Raw genomic sequence first — 16,445 nt, 5'->3', positions numbered from 1 at the left:
ATGAAATCTGTATTCACCGTCTTGTTTTTATTTGTTTTGCAGACTTTTTTCGCACAGGAAGAAATCTACGCCAATGGAATTTTCAATTTTGAAAACAACAAAACACAGAAAATCTTCACAGATTGGACGCGGGTAAGAAAAGAACCCAATGTGAATTCTCAAATTTTAGACTCATTGAAGAGCAATCAGCAGGTTTCGATTCTTAAAAAATATGAAAAGGTTTTGGCACTGGGTGAAAGAGCAGCCAATTGGTACGAAGTCTCTTACCGGAAAGGAAACCAGACTTCAAAAGGCTACATCTGGGGCGGAAATCTTAGCGTTGGCTACAGAAATAAAAACGGTTATGATTTTCTTTTCGGTATTTCAAAAACAGTTGATAAAACCGATAAAAAGCTCAATCAAACTTACAAACAGAATATTGCCTCTATCAAAGTTTTGAGAGATGACAATTTAGTTGATGAGGTTTTCTTTGAAACAGGTTCGGGCGAAAGCTTAAGTTACGGAACATTTATTATTGAAAGCAATCACCAGCTTAAAAATGTTGAATTCACTTTAAAAGCAATCGTGTCTGGCGAAGCCTGCGGAATTGCCGGTTACGACCAATATCTTTTATTTAAAAATAATAAACTGATTGCTCTACCACAATTAATGAATGTTGGTGACGCAGATGTATATCATCACAGCGAAGAATATGTTTTCCCGAACGACAAAGGCGGAATTCCGAATGCATTTATCTTTAAAATGGAAGAAATGGAAAAAGATGACAACGATAAAGAGAAAACCAAACGTCTTTCTAGGACTTATCTTTGGAATGGGGGTTCTTATAAACTGAAATAATTATCTGCCAAAGTATTTGAAATAAAAAAGAGAAACCAAATAATGATTTCTCTCTTGTGAGCGCGCCAGGATTCGAACCTGGGACCGTCTGCTTAGAAGGCAGATGCTCTATCCAGCTGAGCTACGCACCCATTTGTAATTTATGAAATTACTAAACATTCTGAGCAATAGATTTCAAACCTTTGATCGTCCCGATGAATCGGAATGCTCTATCCAGTTGAGCTACGCATCTATAAAATAATTTGAAAAATTACTAAAAAAAGTCGGGGCGGCAGGATTCGAACCTGCGACCTCCTGGTCCCAAACCAGGCGCGATGACCGGACTACGCTACGCCCCGAGTGAAGGTCATCTTAACAAGAATTACCTTGTTTTTTGTGGGTGCAAATATAGGATTGTTTTTTGGATTAAAGAAATAAAAACTTGTATTATTTCGGAGAATCTTAAATCTAATTTTTAAATATTTGAAAAACAATAATTTATGTTGAGCAGATTTTATAGATGCTGGATAGAGAATATAACAGAGACATAGGTAGTTATAAACAAAAAAAGAGAAACCAAATAATGATTTCTCTCTTGTGAGCGCGCCAGGATTCGAACCTGGGACCGTCTGCTTAGAAGGCAGATGCTCTATCCAGCTGAGCTACGCACCCATTTGTAATTTTGAGAAAATTACTAAAACAGTCGGGGCGGCAGGATTCGAACCTGCGACCTCCTGGTCCCAAACCAGGCGCGATGACCGGACTACGCTACGCCCCGAATTTTTCTTGCTGCGGAGAGTAAGGGATTCGAACCCTTGGTACCGTTTCCAGTACGCATGTTTAGCAAACATGTCCTTTCGGCCTCTCAGGCAACTCTCCTATTATAACGTTTTTTGAATGATCGCTATTCCGTTATTGCGAGTGCAAATATAGAATAGATTTCTTTATTTACCAAATAAATTTCAGAAAAAAATTGCGTATTTTTGAGCAGATAAAAGGTTAAAAATTTAAAACTAATGCGTAAAACATTATATATCATCGGCTTAAGCGTTTTCGTTTTTTCGTGTACTTCACAGAAAAATACAACGAAGAGCACTTATAAACCCAGAACGGCAGTTACACAGTCTAAAACAGCCATTAATGGACAAAATATAAACAAAAATAAACCCGATGTTGCTACTGAACACGGTGTTGAATTTTTCAGAACAAATATTGCAGACATTACCAAAAATGACAATACTGCAAGTTACGGATCTATCGTTTCTGCAAAGCCTGCCGGATATAAAGTGGTAAAAACTCATTTTCCCGCGTTAGGGCAGAATTTCAGACAGAAATATCTTATTTTACACTACACAGTTTTACCGGATGACAAATCTATAGAGGTTCTTACACAGCAATCTGTGAGTGCGCATTATTTGGTAAACAACCTTGGTGACAATGAAATTTACCAGCTTGTAGACGAAAACAAACGTTCTTATCATGCCGGAGTAAGTGCTTGGCGTACAGATAAAAATTTAAATGACACTTCAATCGGTATTGAAATCGTCAATATGGGATACACAGCTGATGCTGCGGGATCAAAAACTTTCCAGGCCTTCAGTAATGAGCAGATCAAGAAAGTAGCTGCTTTGGCAAAAGATATTGTTACGAGATATAATATTCCTGCAACCAACGTTTTGGCGCATTCTGATATTGCTCCGACCCGAAAACAAGATCCTGGACCGCTCTTCCCTTGGAAAAAACTGTACGATGAATATCAGATCGGAATGTGGTATGATGAGATGGCAAAACAGAATTTTATGACCTCGGCACAAACAGATGTTGACACGAGATACAATGAGCCCTCGTTTATTTTTGTGGTGCAGACTGCTTTGCAGAAATTTGGTTACGATGTTTTACCAAACGGAAAATGGGATGATGCTACGAAAAAAACAATCGAAGCGTTACAATACCATTTCAGACCACAGAATTACAACGGAGTTTTAGATGCCGAAACCTGGGCAGTTTTACAAGCCTTAAATCAAAAATATCCAACAAAATAAACAGAACATCTCAATATATATTGTTTATCATTCAATTATAACTGTTACACTACTTTAATGGAAAATTTCAGACAGGAAAGCGATCTATTGGGCGTATTAAACGTTCCGATCAATGCGTATTATGGAGTTCAGACTCAACGGGCAATTGACAATTTTAAAATTTCAGGTCAGCTTCTTTCCTCCTATCCTGAATTTATCAGAGGCTTAGCTTTCGTTAAAAAAGCAGCAGCAAAAACCAATTACGAATTAGGATTGCTTGATCAGGATCTCTATGCTAAAATCGCTGAAACCTGTGATGAATTAATTACCGGTTTGTTTCATACTGAATTTCCTGTCGATATGATTCAGGGTGGGGCAGGAACCTCTATAAATATGAATGCCAATGAGGTCATTGCAAACATCGTTTTAGAAAAATTAGGAAAAAATAAAGGTGAGTATCAATTCTGTTCTCCCAACGATCATATCAATCTTTCGCAATCGACTAATGATGCTTATCCTACAGCGATCAAGATGGGATTACTGCAGATGAATGAACGTTTAGTTGAAAAACTCAAAAACATTGTTGAAGCTTTCCGTGAGAAAGGTGTTGAGTTTCAGGATGTGATCAAAATGGGACGTACCCAGCTTCAAGATGCCGTTCCAATGACGATGGGGCAAGAGTTTGAAGCTTTTGCAGCAACGCTGGAAGAAGATATTTCTAAATTAAATAACAACGCCAATTTATTTGTTGAAGTCAATATGGGCGCAACCGCGATTGGTACAGGTATCAATGCTCCAATAGGGTATTCGGTACTTTGTGCTAAAAATTTGGCAGAAATCACAGGATATCCTATTTTATCTGCACCCAATTTGGTTGAGGCAACTCCTGATACGGGATCTTATGTGATCTATTCTTCGGCAATGAAACGTCTGGCTTTAAAACTTTCAAAAATCTGTAATGATTTGAGATTATTGTCTTCAGGACCGAGAGCGGGTTTGTCTGAAATAAATTTACCTCCGATGCAGCCCGGATCATCTATCATGCCCGGAAAAGTAAATCCTGTTATTCCGGAGGTGGTGAATCAGGTTTGTTTTAAGATAATAGGAAATGATTTAACGGTAACTTTTGCTGCAGAAGCAGGACAATTGCAGCTGAATGTCATGGAGCCCGTTCTTTCTCATGCAATAATGGAAAACATTCAGTTCCTTTGCAATGCACTCGACACCCTTCGTGAAAAATGCGTTGTAGGAATTACCGCCAACAGAGAAGTTTGTCTCAATATGGTGAAGCACAGTATAGGAATCGTTACTGCACTTAACCCTTACATCGGCTACAAACAATCGACAGAGATTGCAAAAGAAGCATTAGAAACAGGGAAAAGTGTTTACAATCTGGTATTAGAGAAAAATCTGCTTTCTCAGGAAAGTTTAGATGAGATTCTTGATCCCCGAAATATGCTGAAACCGCACCACATGTAATTTTATCAGTGAATTAGTAATTACTTTTTAGCTATCCATCATGTATAACGAATCGTGAAATTTTTAATCATCATTCCCGCGCATAACGAAGAAGATAATCTTTCGTTTACCTTAGATTCTTTACAGAAGCAAAGTTGTAAAGATTTTAAAGTGGTCATTGTCAATGACGGTTCAACGGATAAAACATCAGACGTTATTCAGAAATATACGGTTGCAGATTTGCGTTTTGAAACAATTGAGTTAGAAAAATCTGCCCATCAGCCGGGTTCAAAAGTAGTAAATGCTTTCAAAAGTGGCCTTCAAACTCAAAATATTAATGAATTTGACATCATTTGTAAGTTTGATGCCGATATTATTTTAAATGACAATTATCTTTTTGAAATTGATAAAGCCTTTACTGACAATCCTGAATACGGGTTAGTCGGAGGCTTATTATTTGTTGAAAAAAATGGAGAATGGGTGTACGAAGGAAATTCAAACAAGCATCACGTACGTGGTCCGATGAAAGCGTACAGAAAAGAATGTTTTCAAGCGATCGGCGGTTTAAGAGAAACCTTAGGCTGGGACAATATTGATTCTGTTTTGCTTAAAAATTTGGGTTGGAAGGAAGTTGTCTTACCGGAGCTTCAGGTAAAATTAATTAAAATTAAGGGTGCAGATTATACGATAAAGCCTGCAGATTATTATGGCAGATATTTTTATTTTTTTGGCTTAAACCGATTTCTAACGTATGCCGCAGCGGCAAAAGAAGCTATGAAAATAAAGTCACCGGCTTTTCTTTTTCAGATTATCCGTTCATACGAAAAATGCAAATCTCAAAATCTGGAGCTGAAAATTTCTAAAGATGAACAAAAAGTAATCAATAAACAACGCTGGGATCTATTTAAAAATAAATGGTTTAGGATGTAAAGTTGAACATTTTATATTGCGAAACCTAACAGCTTTAAGAAAACCTTTTAGGTTTGATAACTCCAAAAAAAACTTGATTTCACTAATAAGAACGGGCTTAAGACTGTTTACATACATATTATGCTATCGGCTTCAGCCAAAACTTACAAAATAATTCATTGAAAAAAATAGCCTACATAGAAATTGACACCCACGCTGAAATTGCGCAGGATTTTATGGATTTAATGCATGATTCTGGTGAAATCTCTGTAGATTATTACTTTTCAGAAAAGATAAAAAACCAATTAAGGGAAAATGGTGAATCAGTCTATATAACAGATTCTTCAATGATTTTGGATCAGCTGTCTGACAGAAAATATGACTTGATTATTATCGGAACTGTACATCGTTATTTCAATATTTTTTTTGAGATCTTTCAAAAATATAATGCAGCAGTTATAATACATAATATTAATTTTTCAAAAATTTCAAAATTTAGTTTAATTAAAAATACTTTTAAGGCAGATTTTATTTACCGCCTGAAATTGTGGTCTAAAGAAGGATTATTTTACACCAAAGAAACTTACGCAAAAGCGAAAAATCATTTGGTTCTCGACCACGAATTGTGTTCTGAAAAGTACAGGCTTTTACCTATTTTCTACACTAAGAGTTTTAATAAAACTGAAAGTGAAATCTTGATAATTGTTGTTCCCGGCGGGGTTTCACAGAAAAGAAGAGATTATCATCGTATTTTTAAAACAATTAGAAATTTAGATATTAAAAATAATATCATCTTCGTTTTTTTAGGAAAAGCAAAAGGTGAGGAATTAAAAAATTTAAAAAACCTATCTAGAATTATTCCCGGAAATATCACTTTACAATATTTCTCAAAAAGAGTTTCTTCCGACGTTTTCGATGGCTGGATGAAGAAGGCAGATGTACTCTGGTGTCCCATTCAGGAAGAAGCAGAGTTTTTTAGCCAAAAAGAAATCTATGGAAAAACAAAAATGACCGGAAATTTAGGCGACGCAATTAAATATGGAAAGCCTGCAGTTTTTCCTTCAAATTATTCGTCAGGACTAGATTTTATCATTCCTGAAGAAGAAAATTTGATCGAACAGTTTCAAAATTTGAAAAATATGGTTTTTGATTTCCAGAAAAATTTCAGCCGTGAAAAAATTCAGAAAGACCTTGAAAACCTTTTGAATGAATTGATTTCTACTTAAATTTCAAAACACTTTTAATAAATTTCATATTCAGGTATTGCTCTACAGGAAAAATTTTAGTAAAATAATTCCCGATAAAAATCAATATCAATACCACAGCGGGTTTGTAAACTAGATTGATCAATTGATTTTCAAAATTCGGTAAAACAATCGCAACTGTAATTGCCAATGTGCAGATAATCGAAACGAAGATCATCTCAATACTTAAAGGTGAAACTTTAAACATTACATAATTGAAGACGATCTTAATGAGGTTGTATATTGTGAGTGAAATTGCAGTCGACAAAGCGATTCCCATTAGTTTGAGATCGGTGTGGTTAATGAAATACAGATTTAAGCTGATAGTTAATCCCGCTAATAAAAGCATAACCAGAATGTTGAATCGGTAATATTTTGAAAGTGAAATAATATTGCCGTTAAAACCCGTCGCCAAATCCAGCAAAACCGCAGAACCCCAAATCCAGATAACCGGAGTGTATTCTTGCAGCTGTAGACCATTTTTAGGCATAAAGTGCGTCAGAAAAGGAAATCCCACCATAATGCACGAAAACAGAACTGCTCCTAGAAAATAAAGCGAAAGCGATGTTTTCTTATGAAACCTGTCGAGCTCTTCCATATCGCCGTCCGCAAGATTCTTACTGATAATCGGTGCTGAAATATTAAATAATCCAAGTTGGGGAATAGATATTAATGAAATCAGAGCATACAAAACAGAGTAGATCCCGTTTTCTTCCATTCCCAAAAATTCACCGATCATAAAGCTGTTGATGGCTAAATAATTGCCGAAAGTGCCCAGAAAACCAAAGAAACTGTAATTGGAAAATTCTTTCCAGAATTGATCTTTTTTAAAATATTCTGTGCTTACATCAAGCTTTATTTTTTCAAGTCTGTTGGTATAATAAATGTACCCTGAAAGCATTAATGCAAACATTCCGAAAAAGAAAGCATATGCAATCTGCTGTGATAAAGAAAAATAGAAAACCATGCAAAAAGCACCCAGATTGGCTATTTTCGGAAATAAATTATCAAAAATATTAGAAACTACAATTCGCTTGTAGTTGGAAATATATTTATTAAAAACCGTACAAAATGAAAGAAGCAGAATCATCGGAAGGATAACTTCTTTGATTTTCCAGGCTTCTGTATTTTTAAAATTCGGAAAAATATAGGGGAGAATAAAAAATACCAGTGAAAAAATACAAAAATTGAAAAGAATTGCAACCAATGAAAGGGAAAGCATATTTTGCTTCTTGCCGTCTTTTTCTACCTTATGAAAAAATTTTACATTTGAATACGAAATTCCCAGCACTACGAACGGAACCAGCATTTCTGCAGTAGGCAAAATATATCTCAGCTTCCCGTAAAATTCAAAATCATTAGGAAAAATAAAGATGGCCGAAATCGTTCCTATTAAAAAACCAAAATATCCAATGATAGAATACTTAAAACCCTGCCTTGCAACTACACTCATGAGATTTTAGTTTTTTGGAATAAAAATAATGTTGTTGATGTAGTCGGTTTTGTTTTTTTCGTCGCTGATGTTTTTCAGTAGAGTTTCTTCGGTTAATTTTTCGAGGGTAAAGGTTTTTCTGTTGAGATAGTTGGCGTCAAAACCCCAGCTTTCTACTTCCGAAATTTCTTCCCAGATAGGTGTTTCGTGGTGTCTCTGTTCCATTTCAACCATTAACGTTGGTTTGAATTTCTGAATGGTGTTTTTTCCGCCAAAAAGAGTTTTCATTTCATTTCCTTCAACGTCTATTTTGATGAAATCTATTTTTGAGATATTTTTAGATTTCGTCCAGTCATCAAGTTTTACAACTTCTACAGTTTCAGTGTAAGAATTTTCCTCGTCTTTTTCTTTGTAAGAAGTATTGAGCGTTCCTCTTGAAGCGATCATTTTTCCTTTAATGATGGGAACTTTAAATTCCGCTGTTGTGTTTTCGTCGGAAAGTGCAACGGATGAAATATTCATCGACGGAAAAAGTCTTTTAAGTCGAATATAAAGTTTTTTATTAGGCTCGAAAGCGTATATGTTTTGATGTTTCAGCTTATTTTCAAACTGATAAAGAAAAGTTCCGACATTGGCACCGATGTCAAAAATAACAGCGTCATTTTGTAAATATTCTTTGATCCAAACCAGCTCTGGCTCTACATTTCTACCTGAAAAATTTTCTTTGGTTAACTGATGTAAATTTTTAAAATATCTCTGTTTATAAAAACCAGGACTGATGTACTGTAATTTTTCTGCGAGCTGCTGATATAAAGACATTTTTTACTTTTTTATGACGACCGACAAAGATAATGAAAATGATATTAAATCAGATTAAATGTAAGTTGTTGTTGCTAATCGATTATAATATTGGTAGATGTGAATTATTCTGAAGCATTTGAAAACGGTGCATTTAAAAAATCATTCAGAGGTTTTGCTGATTTCATGATAGCTGTCAGGTTTTCTATTGCATTTTTATCTGTTACCTCTTTGTTAGTAAGACTGTGTACTCCGATAAAGCTTTTAAGTTTCAGATATTCTGCCATAGGATCTTCTTTTTCAAAGCCTTGCGGAATCTTTTTTAGCTCATTTTCACGATCCAGTTCGCCATAATATTTTTTGAAATCTTTGTGGTCTACTACTTTTAGAAAGTCATCTTTAAAAACCGATATTTCTTTTCTGATTACCTTCAAAACAGGAGCTTCAGGTAAATAAATTCCGCTCGCGATGAAAGATTTTCCGGGCTCAATATGAAGATAATGACCGGATTTTTCATTGCTCTTTCCCATCCCTAGAGAAGCACCAAAATAGGTTTTATATGGCGTTTTGTCTTTAGAAAAACGGATGTCCCTATAAATTCTAAGTAAAGATTTTTTTGCATTCAGTTGGCTACTTTTTCATCAGATTTCCCTACTTCCTGAATAAGCTGCTCGACAAAAATTTCAAATTCTTCCTGTGCCTCTGTGAAGAGATTCTTATTGTCGGTAAACCATTCCCGATTGTTGTTTTCGCTAAGTTTAGTGAGATAATCAAATATTTTTTTAGAAAGAGTAGCTGTCATTATTCTATTTTAATCAAATGTAAATAAATCTGATCAGAAGTCAAATATTTTTGTCTTATTCGAAGATTTATAAACATTAATATAGATTTCAATTAAATTGATAAAAAAAAATTGATTTGAGGGATTTTTAAATTTAAAATAAATTTTTTATTCTTTTTTTGCATTAATTTAAAAATACTTAGGTTTTTCTAAAATAAAATTATCAATTCGTTAATATTATATAAAGGGTGATTCAATAATTAGTTGTATCTTTGCAAAAATTTTATATTAATTAATGAATTTATTTACGGAGACCAATTTAAGTCCTGATATCCTTAAGGCCATTGGCGAACTGGGTTACGAAAGCCCGACAGAAATCCAAAAACAGACTATCCCTTTTATTCAATCAGATATTCGCGATCTAATCGCACTTGCGCAGACAGGGACAGGCAAAACAGCAGCGTTTTCGCTTCCGATTTTGGATATGATTGACGATACGAGTCGCAAAATCCAATTTTTGGTGCTTTGCCCGACGCGAGAACTATGTCTACAGATTTCAAAAGACATTAACAACTATTCTAAGTACATGCAAAACATCAAAACTACAGCAGTTTACGGTGGTAGCAGTATTACAGATCAAATGCGTTCTTTGAGAGACAAGCCACAGGTGATTGTGGGTACTCCGGGAAGGGTGATCGACCTGATCAACAGAAAAGCTCTTGACTTCTCAGAAATCCACTGGTTGGTTTTAGATGAAGCAGATGAGATGCTTTCTATGGGTTTCAAAGACGAATTGGAAACAATTTTAAGAGAAACTCCTGAAACAAAACAGACTTTCTTGTTCTCGGCAACGATGAGCAAAGAGGTTGAAAGAATTTCTAAAAGTTACCTTACAAAACCTCACCGTATTTCTGTGGGTTCTATTAACGAAGTTAAAAAGAACATTAAACATGAATTCTATGTTGTAGGTTACCGTAACAAAAAAGAAGCTCTGAAAAGACTAATTGATGCAAACCCGAATCAATATTCTATTATTTTCTGTAGAACAAGAATGGAAACTCAGGAAGTTGCAGACTTTTTAATGCAAAACGGATATGCGGCAGATGCTCTTCATGGTGATCTTTCTCAAGCGCAGAGAGATACGGTAATGAAGAAATTCAGACTGAAAAACATTGACATTTTGGTTGCAACTGACGTTGCTGCAAGAGGTCTGGATGTAGATTCTTTAACGCACGTTATCCATTTCTCTTTACCGGATGATCCTGAAGTTTTTGTACACAGAAGCGGAAGAACAGGTAGAGCAGGAAAAGACGGTATCTCAATGTCATTGATAAAGCCTGAAGAAAGCAGAAAGCTGAAGCAGATCAAATCTACTACGAAAATTGATATCATTGAGAAGAAAATTCCTACAGGTGACGAAGTAATTTCGGCTCAGGTAACCGGAGTTTTTGAAAAACTGATGACAGAGCATGAGAATATCTTTGAATTTGATCAAAGTCTTGTTCCGGATTTAAGTAATTTCACTAAAGAAGAATTGGTTGTACAGTTGTTGCAGTTCCAGTTGAAAGACCTTGCGTTGTACTACAAAGATAAGCAAGATCTTATGGATCAGAAATTTAGCAACAGAGATGATGACCGAGGTGGAAGAGACAGAGACAGCAGAGGCGGAAGAGATCGCGACAGAGGAAGAGACCGTGACAGAGGAGATCGTAACGAACGCAGCGACAGAGGTGAAAGAAGAGGAGATCGTGGTGGTAAGCCAAGACAGAGAGACGAAAATATGACTAGATTTTTCTTCAATCTTGGTAAAAAAGACCAGTTGAAAAAGCTAGATGTATTGGAAATCATTAACAAGGCTACTTCTAGTAAAGGAAGCAAAAGAGCTGAGATCGGAAACATCGAAATTCTTGAGAAATTCTCATTCTTTGAAGTTGAAAAATCTTTTAGCAACGAGCTTATAGGAAATCTTCAATCTATGAAATTTAAAGGAAAAGATATGAGAGCTGAAGAGGCGAACTGATCTTAGACTTAAAATATATTTGAGCCGGCAATTTTGCCGGCTTTTTTTAAACATTAATTTTTATAAAGAAAAATTTTGGTTCTTATTGAATAGAAAGTGTATAATTTTAGTTTAAGTTATTGATTTTTAAATAAATATAAAGTACATATTTTTGCATGATTTTGATATGAACAAATATTAATTCAATATTAACAAAAATTAATGCCGGATACTTTTTGTTAAGATGCTTTTTTAGGAAATTTGCACTCGAATAAATTAAATACAATTTACAAATGGCAATTGGTAATATTTTCCACGCATTTCAGCCAAAAGATAAAATTTTCTTTGTGCTTTTCGAAAAAGTAACAGAGAATTTAGTTGCAATGTCTAATGATTTTAACAACGGAGTGAAAGATTTTGATCTTAACGACGATGCAATGTTGAAACTCATGAGCGACTATGAGCACAAAAATGATGAGCTTACACATGAGATCTTTATTGAATTGGGGAAAAACTTCATCACACCGTTCGACCGTGAAGATATTCACACGTTGGCAACAGGTTTAGATGATATTGCAGATTACATCTACGCTTCTACAAAATATATTTTCTTGTACAAATCTCCGATGATGAAGGCTTATGCAGACTTCTCTCTATTAATTCACAAGGCTTGCCTGGAGATTCAGAATGCGATGAAAAACCTGAAAGGTTTTAAAAATATGGAGCAGGTGAAAGAAGCCTGTATCAAAGTAAATTCTATCGAGAATATTGCTGATGATCTTCTTTCGAACTCGATGGTAGAGCTTTTTGAAACCAATGATGCCATCAATATCATCAAAATTTCATCTGTTCTTAATTATCTTGAGATCGTTACCGATAAAGCAGAAGATGTTGCCAATACGATTGAAAACATCATGATCAAATACGCTTAAAAACAATACATAACAAAAAATGGATTTTCCTATTTTACTTACGGTTATTATTGCTCTGGCTTTAATCTTCGATTATATCAATGGTTTTCATGATGCAGCCAACTCTATTGCGACAATTGTTTCCACAAAAGTTTTAACTCCTCTGCAGGCTGTTCTTTGGGCTGCTGTCTGGAATTTTGCAGCTTTCTTTATTGCAGCTTATATTATTGGCGAATTTAAAATCGGTAACACAATTGCAAAAACTGTCAATGAGAATTTTATTACTTTAGAAGTTATTTTTTCAGGTCTTATTGCGGCAATCGCATGGAACCTTTTGACATGGTGGTTTGGAATTCCTTCATCATCGTCTCACACTCTTATCGGTGGCTTTTTAGGAGCAGCATTGATGCATGCTTTTTTAATGGATTACCGTGAAGTAGTGGCTGCAGCTCCGAATTTAGGCATGTTTGAGACGATAAAGCATACATTCATCAAGGTTGCCAGTCAGGATGTCGTGAAATTCAGCAAGGTAATTCCTATTTTCCTGTTTATTTTCCTTGCACCGGTGATCGGAATGGTCATTTCAATTATCATAACTTTAATCATCGTACATCTTTATAAGAATTCAAATCCTCATAAGGCTGATAAATCGTTCAAAAAATTACAGCTTGTCTCTTCGGCTTTATTCAGCTTAGGACACGGTCTTAATGATGCCCAAAAAGTTATGGGGATTATTGGAGCGGCGTTGATCTATTATCATGTCAATATGCTTCAGGATCCTGTTTATCTAAATATTGAAACTGCCGAACGTTTTAACTATTTTGCAGAGCATTATATGTGGGTTCCATTGGTTTCTTTCATTGCAATCGCTTTAGGTACCATGAGTGGTGGCTGGAAGATCATCAAAACGATGGGAACTAAAATTACAAAAGTAACTCCGTTGGAAGGCGTAAGTGCTGAAACAGCGGGTGCAATCACATTATTTATTACCGATCACTTTGGTATTCCGGTTTCTACAACACATACCATTACCGGTTCGATTATTGGTGTTGGATTGACGAAAAGAGTTTCTGCAGTACGTTGGGGAATTACAGTAAGCTTACTTTGGGCTTGGGTTTTGACGATTCCTATTTCAGCAATTGTTGCTGCGCTTACTTATCTTGCGGTGACGTTTTTAACTTAATTAAAGAAATAAATCATATCACTAAACTTTGTCCAATTGGGCAAAGTTTTTTGTTTTACAACCCCTCAGAAAATCGTATTTTTGTTCAAATTAAAATTTTTTATGGAATTCTTAGACACCTACCAACAGATTGTTGCTGATGCCATTACCAAATATACGTTCAAAGATAAGCCTGCCGAATTGTACGAACCAATGAATTACATCATCTCGCACGGTGGCAAGCGCCTTCGTCCGATCATGGTTTTGATGGCTTGTGATTTGTTTGGCGGTGATATGAAACAGGCGATAAAGCCCGCTTTGGCGATCGAGTTTTTCCATAATTTTACGCTGATTCATGATGATATTATGGATGAGGCACCTTTAAGAAGAAACAAGCCTACGATTCATACTTTGCATGGGATCAACGTTGGAATTCTTTCAGGAGACGGATTGATGCTGAAAGCTTATAAGTTTTTTGAAGATCTTGAACCTGAGATTTTTAAAGCGTGTATCAGAATTTTCACCCATACTGGTTTGCTTTTATGTGAAGGCCAGCAATATGACATCAATTTTGAAACTCAGGAAAACGTAACCTTTGATGATTATATCAGAATGATTACCTATAAAACCGGAGTTTTAAGCGCATCTTCATTTGAGATCGGAGCATTGATTGCCAAAGCTCAATTTAAAGACGCAAAAGCCATTTTCAACTTTGGAAAACACATCGGAATTGCCTTCCAGATTATGGATGATTATCTGGATGTATTCGGAGATCAGGCGCAGTTTGGTAAAAAACATGCCGGTGATATTTATGAAAACAAAAAGACGGTTCTTTATCTTTTAGCCAAAGAGCACGGAACGGAAGAAGAGAAAAAAGAACTGGATTACTGGTATTCTAAAAAGACCGATAACATCGATAAAGTCTACGGTGTTGAAAAGATTTTCAGAAGAACAAAAGTGGACGAAAAAGCATTACGTCTGATCGAAAAGCACAACGAAATCGGCCAAAGTTATCTTGCGAAAATAGAAATTCCGGAAGAGAAGAAAAAACCGTTTGCTGAATTGGCAAATTACCTTTTAAGAAGAGAATCTTAATGAGATAATGAGCCAATTTGATTTATTTCAAATTAAATAAATGAAATTCCGGACAGAAGTAAACATCGCAGAATCTGATCAAAAGATTGAAATTGAGGATAAAATATTTTCAATAGGGTCGTGTTTTGCTTCTGAAATGTCTGATTTATTTAAGCAAGGCCAGCTGCAGACGGTGAATAATCCTTTCGGTACTTTGTTTAATCCTTTTTCGATTAGTAATTCCATTAAAAAACTTCACGACTCTGCGTTTTATCGCGAAGAAGAGCTGATAACTTTTGATGATAAATTTATTTCGTTAGATCATCATTCAGGTTTTGATACCCGTTTTATTCATCAGACTTTAGAAAAAATAAATCTGAAAATTGTTGAAGGAAATCAGTTTCTGCAGGATTCAAATTGGGTAATTATTACGTATGGAACTTCATTTATTTATCAATTTAAGCCAAAGGAAACATTAGTCGCCAATTGTCATAAAATTCCACAAAAGTTTTTCGACAAGAGATTCTTAACGCATCAGGCACTTACAGATTCTATTTACGATACGATTTTGAATTTAAAAGACATTTGCAGAGATGATCTTCAGATTTTATTTACAGTTTCGCCGGTGCGCCACACCAAAGACGGAATGATTGAGAATCAGCTGAGCAAATCAAAATTGATCACTGCAATTCATGAAGTCATTTCAAAAATAGAAAACTGCCACTATCTTCCGGTTTATGAAATTTTGATGGATGATCTGCGTGATTACCGTTTCTACAAAGAAGATATGATTCACCCGAATTCTCAGGCTGTCAATTATATTTTTGAGAAATTTGGCAATGCTTATTTTTCAGATGAAACTAAAGATTTTATTAAAGAAAATTTTAAAATCAATAAAGCTCTTGAACATCGTTCAGAAGACGAAAAAGATCCGAAATATATAGAATTCAGAGAAAAACTGAATCAAAGAATTGAAATTCAGCAGAAAAAAGCCAAGCATAAAATATTTTAATATTAGTAGAAAAGGAATTTAGGACCATCAGCTTTTTTAATATTTAAATTACTCGCTATTCATGATAGACACCCATACCCATTTATATTCTGAAGAGTTTGATACAGACCGAAAAGAAATGATTCAAAGAGCTTTGAATAAAGGAATTACAGAATTTTATCTTCCCGCTATAGATTCAGAATCGCACGAAAAAATGCTCCAACTGGAAAATGATTATCCGAGCCAGATTTTTTCAATGATGGGGCTGCACCCGTGTTATGTAAAACCGGAATCGTGGGAAAATGAACTGAAAATTGTAAAAAATTATTTAGACCAAAGACATTTCCCTGCCATCGGAGAAATCGGGATTGATCTGTATTGGGATCAATCAACTCTTGATATTCAGGTAAAAGCTTTTGAGCAGCAGATTGATTGGGCGATCGAAAAAGATCTGCCGATTGTGATTCATACCAGAGAAAGTTTTGATGAAACTTTTGAGGTGTTAGAAAGAAAAAAACACCCTAAATTGAGAGGGATTTTCCACTGTTTTTCGGGAAATCTTGAACAGGCAAAACACGCCATCGATTTAAATTTCATTTTGGGAATCGGTGGAGTAGTCACCTTCAAAAACGGTAAGATCGATCAGTTTTTAAATGAAATTCCGTTAGATAAAATTGTTCTGGAAACAGATTCTCCATACCTGGCTCCCGTTCCGTTCAGAGGAAAAAGAAACGAAAGTTCTTACCTTGATTTAGTTGCGGGTAAACTTGTAAACATTTATAATAAAGATTTTGCTGAGATTGATCGGATTACGAGTGAGAATGCAAAAAAAATGTTTAATGTATAAAA

At 35.1% G+C, this 16,445-nt stretch carries 13 protein-coding genes, 5 tRNA genes and 1 pseudogene; 11 read left to right on the top strand and 8 right to left on the bottom strand.

Features of this window, described 5'->3' with window-relative positions; genetic code table 11:
* Positions 1-837 (top strand): SH3 domain-containing protein, encoded by an 837-nt coding sequence (locus K0U91_RS02245; protein ID WP_220180248.1) that lies wholly within the window; start codon positions 1-3, stop codon positions 835-837.
* A 57-nt stretch (positions 838-894) separates the two neighbouring features.
* Here K0U91_RS02245 and K0U91_RS02240 read toward each other — a convergent pair.
* The 5 genes from K0U91_RS02240 to K0U91_RS02220 all read right to left on the bottom strand — a co-directional run bounded on the left by K0U91_RS02240 (position 895) and on the right by K0U91_RS02220 (position 1,695).
* A tRNA-Arg gene (locus K0U91_RS02240) sits at positions 895-968 on the bottom strand.
* Between the two features lie 132 nt (positions 969-1,100).
* Positions 1,101-1,175 (bottom strand) — tRNA-Pro (locus K0U91_RS02235).
* Positions 1,176-1,414: 239 nt separating this feature from the next.
* A tRNA-Arg gene (locus K0U91_RS02230) sits at positions 1,415-1,488 on the bottom strand.
* Positions 1,489-1,519: 31 nt separating this feature from the next.
* Positions 1,520-1,594: transfer RNA gene (locus tag K0U91_RS02225), tRNA-Pro, on the bottom strand.
* Positions 1,595-1,608: 14 nt separating this feature from the next.
* Positions 1,609-1,695 (bottom strand) — tRNA-Ser (locus K0U91_RS02220).
* Positions 1,696-1,832: 137 nt separating this feature from the next.
* Between K0U91_RS02220 and K0U91_RS02215 the strand changes: the two genes are divergently transcribed.
* The 4 genes from K0U91_RS02215 to K0U91_RS02200 all read left to right on the top strand — a co-directional run bounded on the left by K0U91_RS02215 (position 1,833) and on the right by K0U91_RS02200 (position 6,430).
* Entirely contained in the window at positions 1,833-2,858 is a 1,026-nt protein-coding gene (locus K0U91_RS02215; RefSeq protein WP_220180247.1) for an N-acetylmuramoyl-L-alanine amidase, read from the top strand.
* 57 nt (positions 2,859-2,915) lie between these two features.
* Positions 2,916-4,316 (top strand): aspartate ammonia-lyase, encoded by a 1,401-nt coding sequence (gene aspA, locus K0U91_RS02210; RefSeq protein ID WP_220180246.1) that lies wholly within the window; start codon positions 2,916-2,918, stop codon positions 4,314-4,316.
* 54 nt (positions 4,317-4,370) lie between these two features.
* The gene (locus K0U91_RS02205; RefSeq protein ID WP_220180245.1) at positions 4,371-5,225 is read left to right on the top strand and encodes a glycosyltransferase; all 855 of its coding nucleotides are present in this window, start codon (positions 4,371-4,373) and stop codon (positions 5,223-5,225) included.
* A gap of 158 nt (positions 5,226-5,383) precedes the next feature.
* Positions 5,384-6,430, top strand: coding sequence for a hypothetical protein (locus K0U91_RS02200; protein WP_220180244.1), 1,047 nt, complete (start codon positions 5,384-5,386; stop codon positions 6,428-6,430).
* Here the strand turns inward: K0U91_RS02200 and K0U91_RS02195 are convergent.
* The 3 genes and pseudogenes from K0U91_RS02195 to K0U91_RS02185 form a co-directional block, all read right to left on the bottom strand.
* Entirely contained in the window at positions 6,423-7,901 is a 1,479-nt protein-coding gene (locus K0U91_RS02195) for a lipopolysaccharide biosynthesis protein (RefSeq protein ID WP_220180243.1), read from the bottom strand. The two genes, K0U91_RS02200 and K0U91_RS02195, sit on opposite strands and share 8 nt — an antisense overlap.
* A gap of 6 nt (positions 7,902-7,907) precedes the next feature.
* Positions 7,908-8,699 carry an FkbM family methyltransferase gene (locus K0U91_RS02190; RefSeq protein WP_220180242.1) on the bottom strand — a complete coding sequence of 264 codons (792 nt, stop codon included), beginning with the start codon at positions 8,697-8,699 and terminating at the stop codon, positions 7,908-7,910.
* Positions 8,700-8,803: 104 nt separating this feature from the next.
* Positions 8,804-9,480: pseudogene (locus tag K0U91_RS02185) on the bottom strand (DUF2461 domain-containing protein).
* Between the two features lie 274 nt (positions 9,481-9,754).
* On the opposite strand from K0U91_RS02185, the gene K0U91_RS02180 reads away from it, so the two are divergent.
* From K0U91_RS02180 to K0U91_RS02155, 6 genes are all read left to right on the top strand, one after another.
* Positions 9,755-11,479, top strand: coding sequence for a DEAD/DEAH box helicase (locus K0U91_RS02180; RefSeq protein WP_219971193.1), 1,725 nt, complete (start codon positions 9,755-9,757; stop codon positions 11,477-11,479).
* Between the two features lie 272 nt (positions 11,480-11,751).
* Complete coding sequence (locus K0U91_RS02175; protein ID WP_129536417.1) at positions 11,752-12,390, top strand: DUF47 domain-containing protein; 639 nt, start codon at positions 11,752-11,754, stop codon at positions 12,388-12,390.
* A gap of 19 nt (positions 12,391-12,409) precedes the next feature.
* Positions 12,410-13,552, top strand: a complete 1,143-nt coding sequence (locus K0U91_RS02170; protein WP_219971191.1) for an inorganic phosphate transporter — start codon at positions 12,410-12,412, stop codon at positions 13,550-13,552.
* Between the two features lie 102 nt (positions 13,553-13,654).
* Positions 13,655-14,626: a polyprenyl synthetase family protein gene (locus tag K0U91_RS02165; RefSeq protein ID WP_219971189.1), complete on the top strand. Its 972-nt coding sequence runs from the start codon at positions 13,655-13,657 to the stop codon at positions 14,624-14,626.
* Positions 14,627-14,666: 40 nt separating this feature from the next.
* Positions 14,667-15,617 carry a GSCFA domain-containing protein gene (locus K0U91_RS02160; RefSeq protein WP_220180241.1) on the top strand — a complete coding sequence of 317 codons (951 nt, stop codon included), beginning with the start codon at positions 14,667-14,669 and terminating at the stop codon, positions 15,615-15,617.
* Between the two features lie 61 nt (positions 15,618-15,678).
* A complete protein-coding gene (locus K0U91_RS02155) occupies positions 15,679-16,443 on the top strand; it encodes a TatD family hydrolase (RefSeq protein WP_220180240.1) in 765 nt (254 codons plus the stop codon).
* The last annotated feature ends 2 nt before the right edge of the window (positions 16,444-16,445 follow it).

The organism is Chryseobacterium sp. LJ668 (assembly GCF_019613955.1).
Taxonomy (GTDB): Bacteria; Bacteroidota; Bacteroidia; order Flavobacteriales; family Weeksellaceae; genus Chryseobacterium.
Note: the sequence above shows the minus strand (reverse complement) of the source record. Positions and strands in the feature narration are given on the sequence as shown.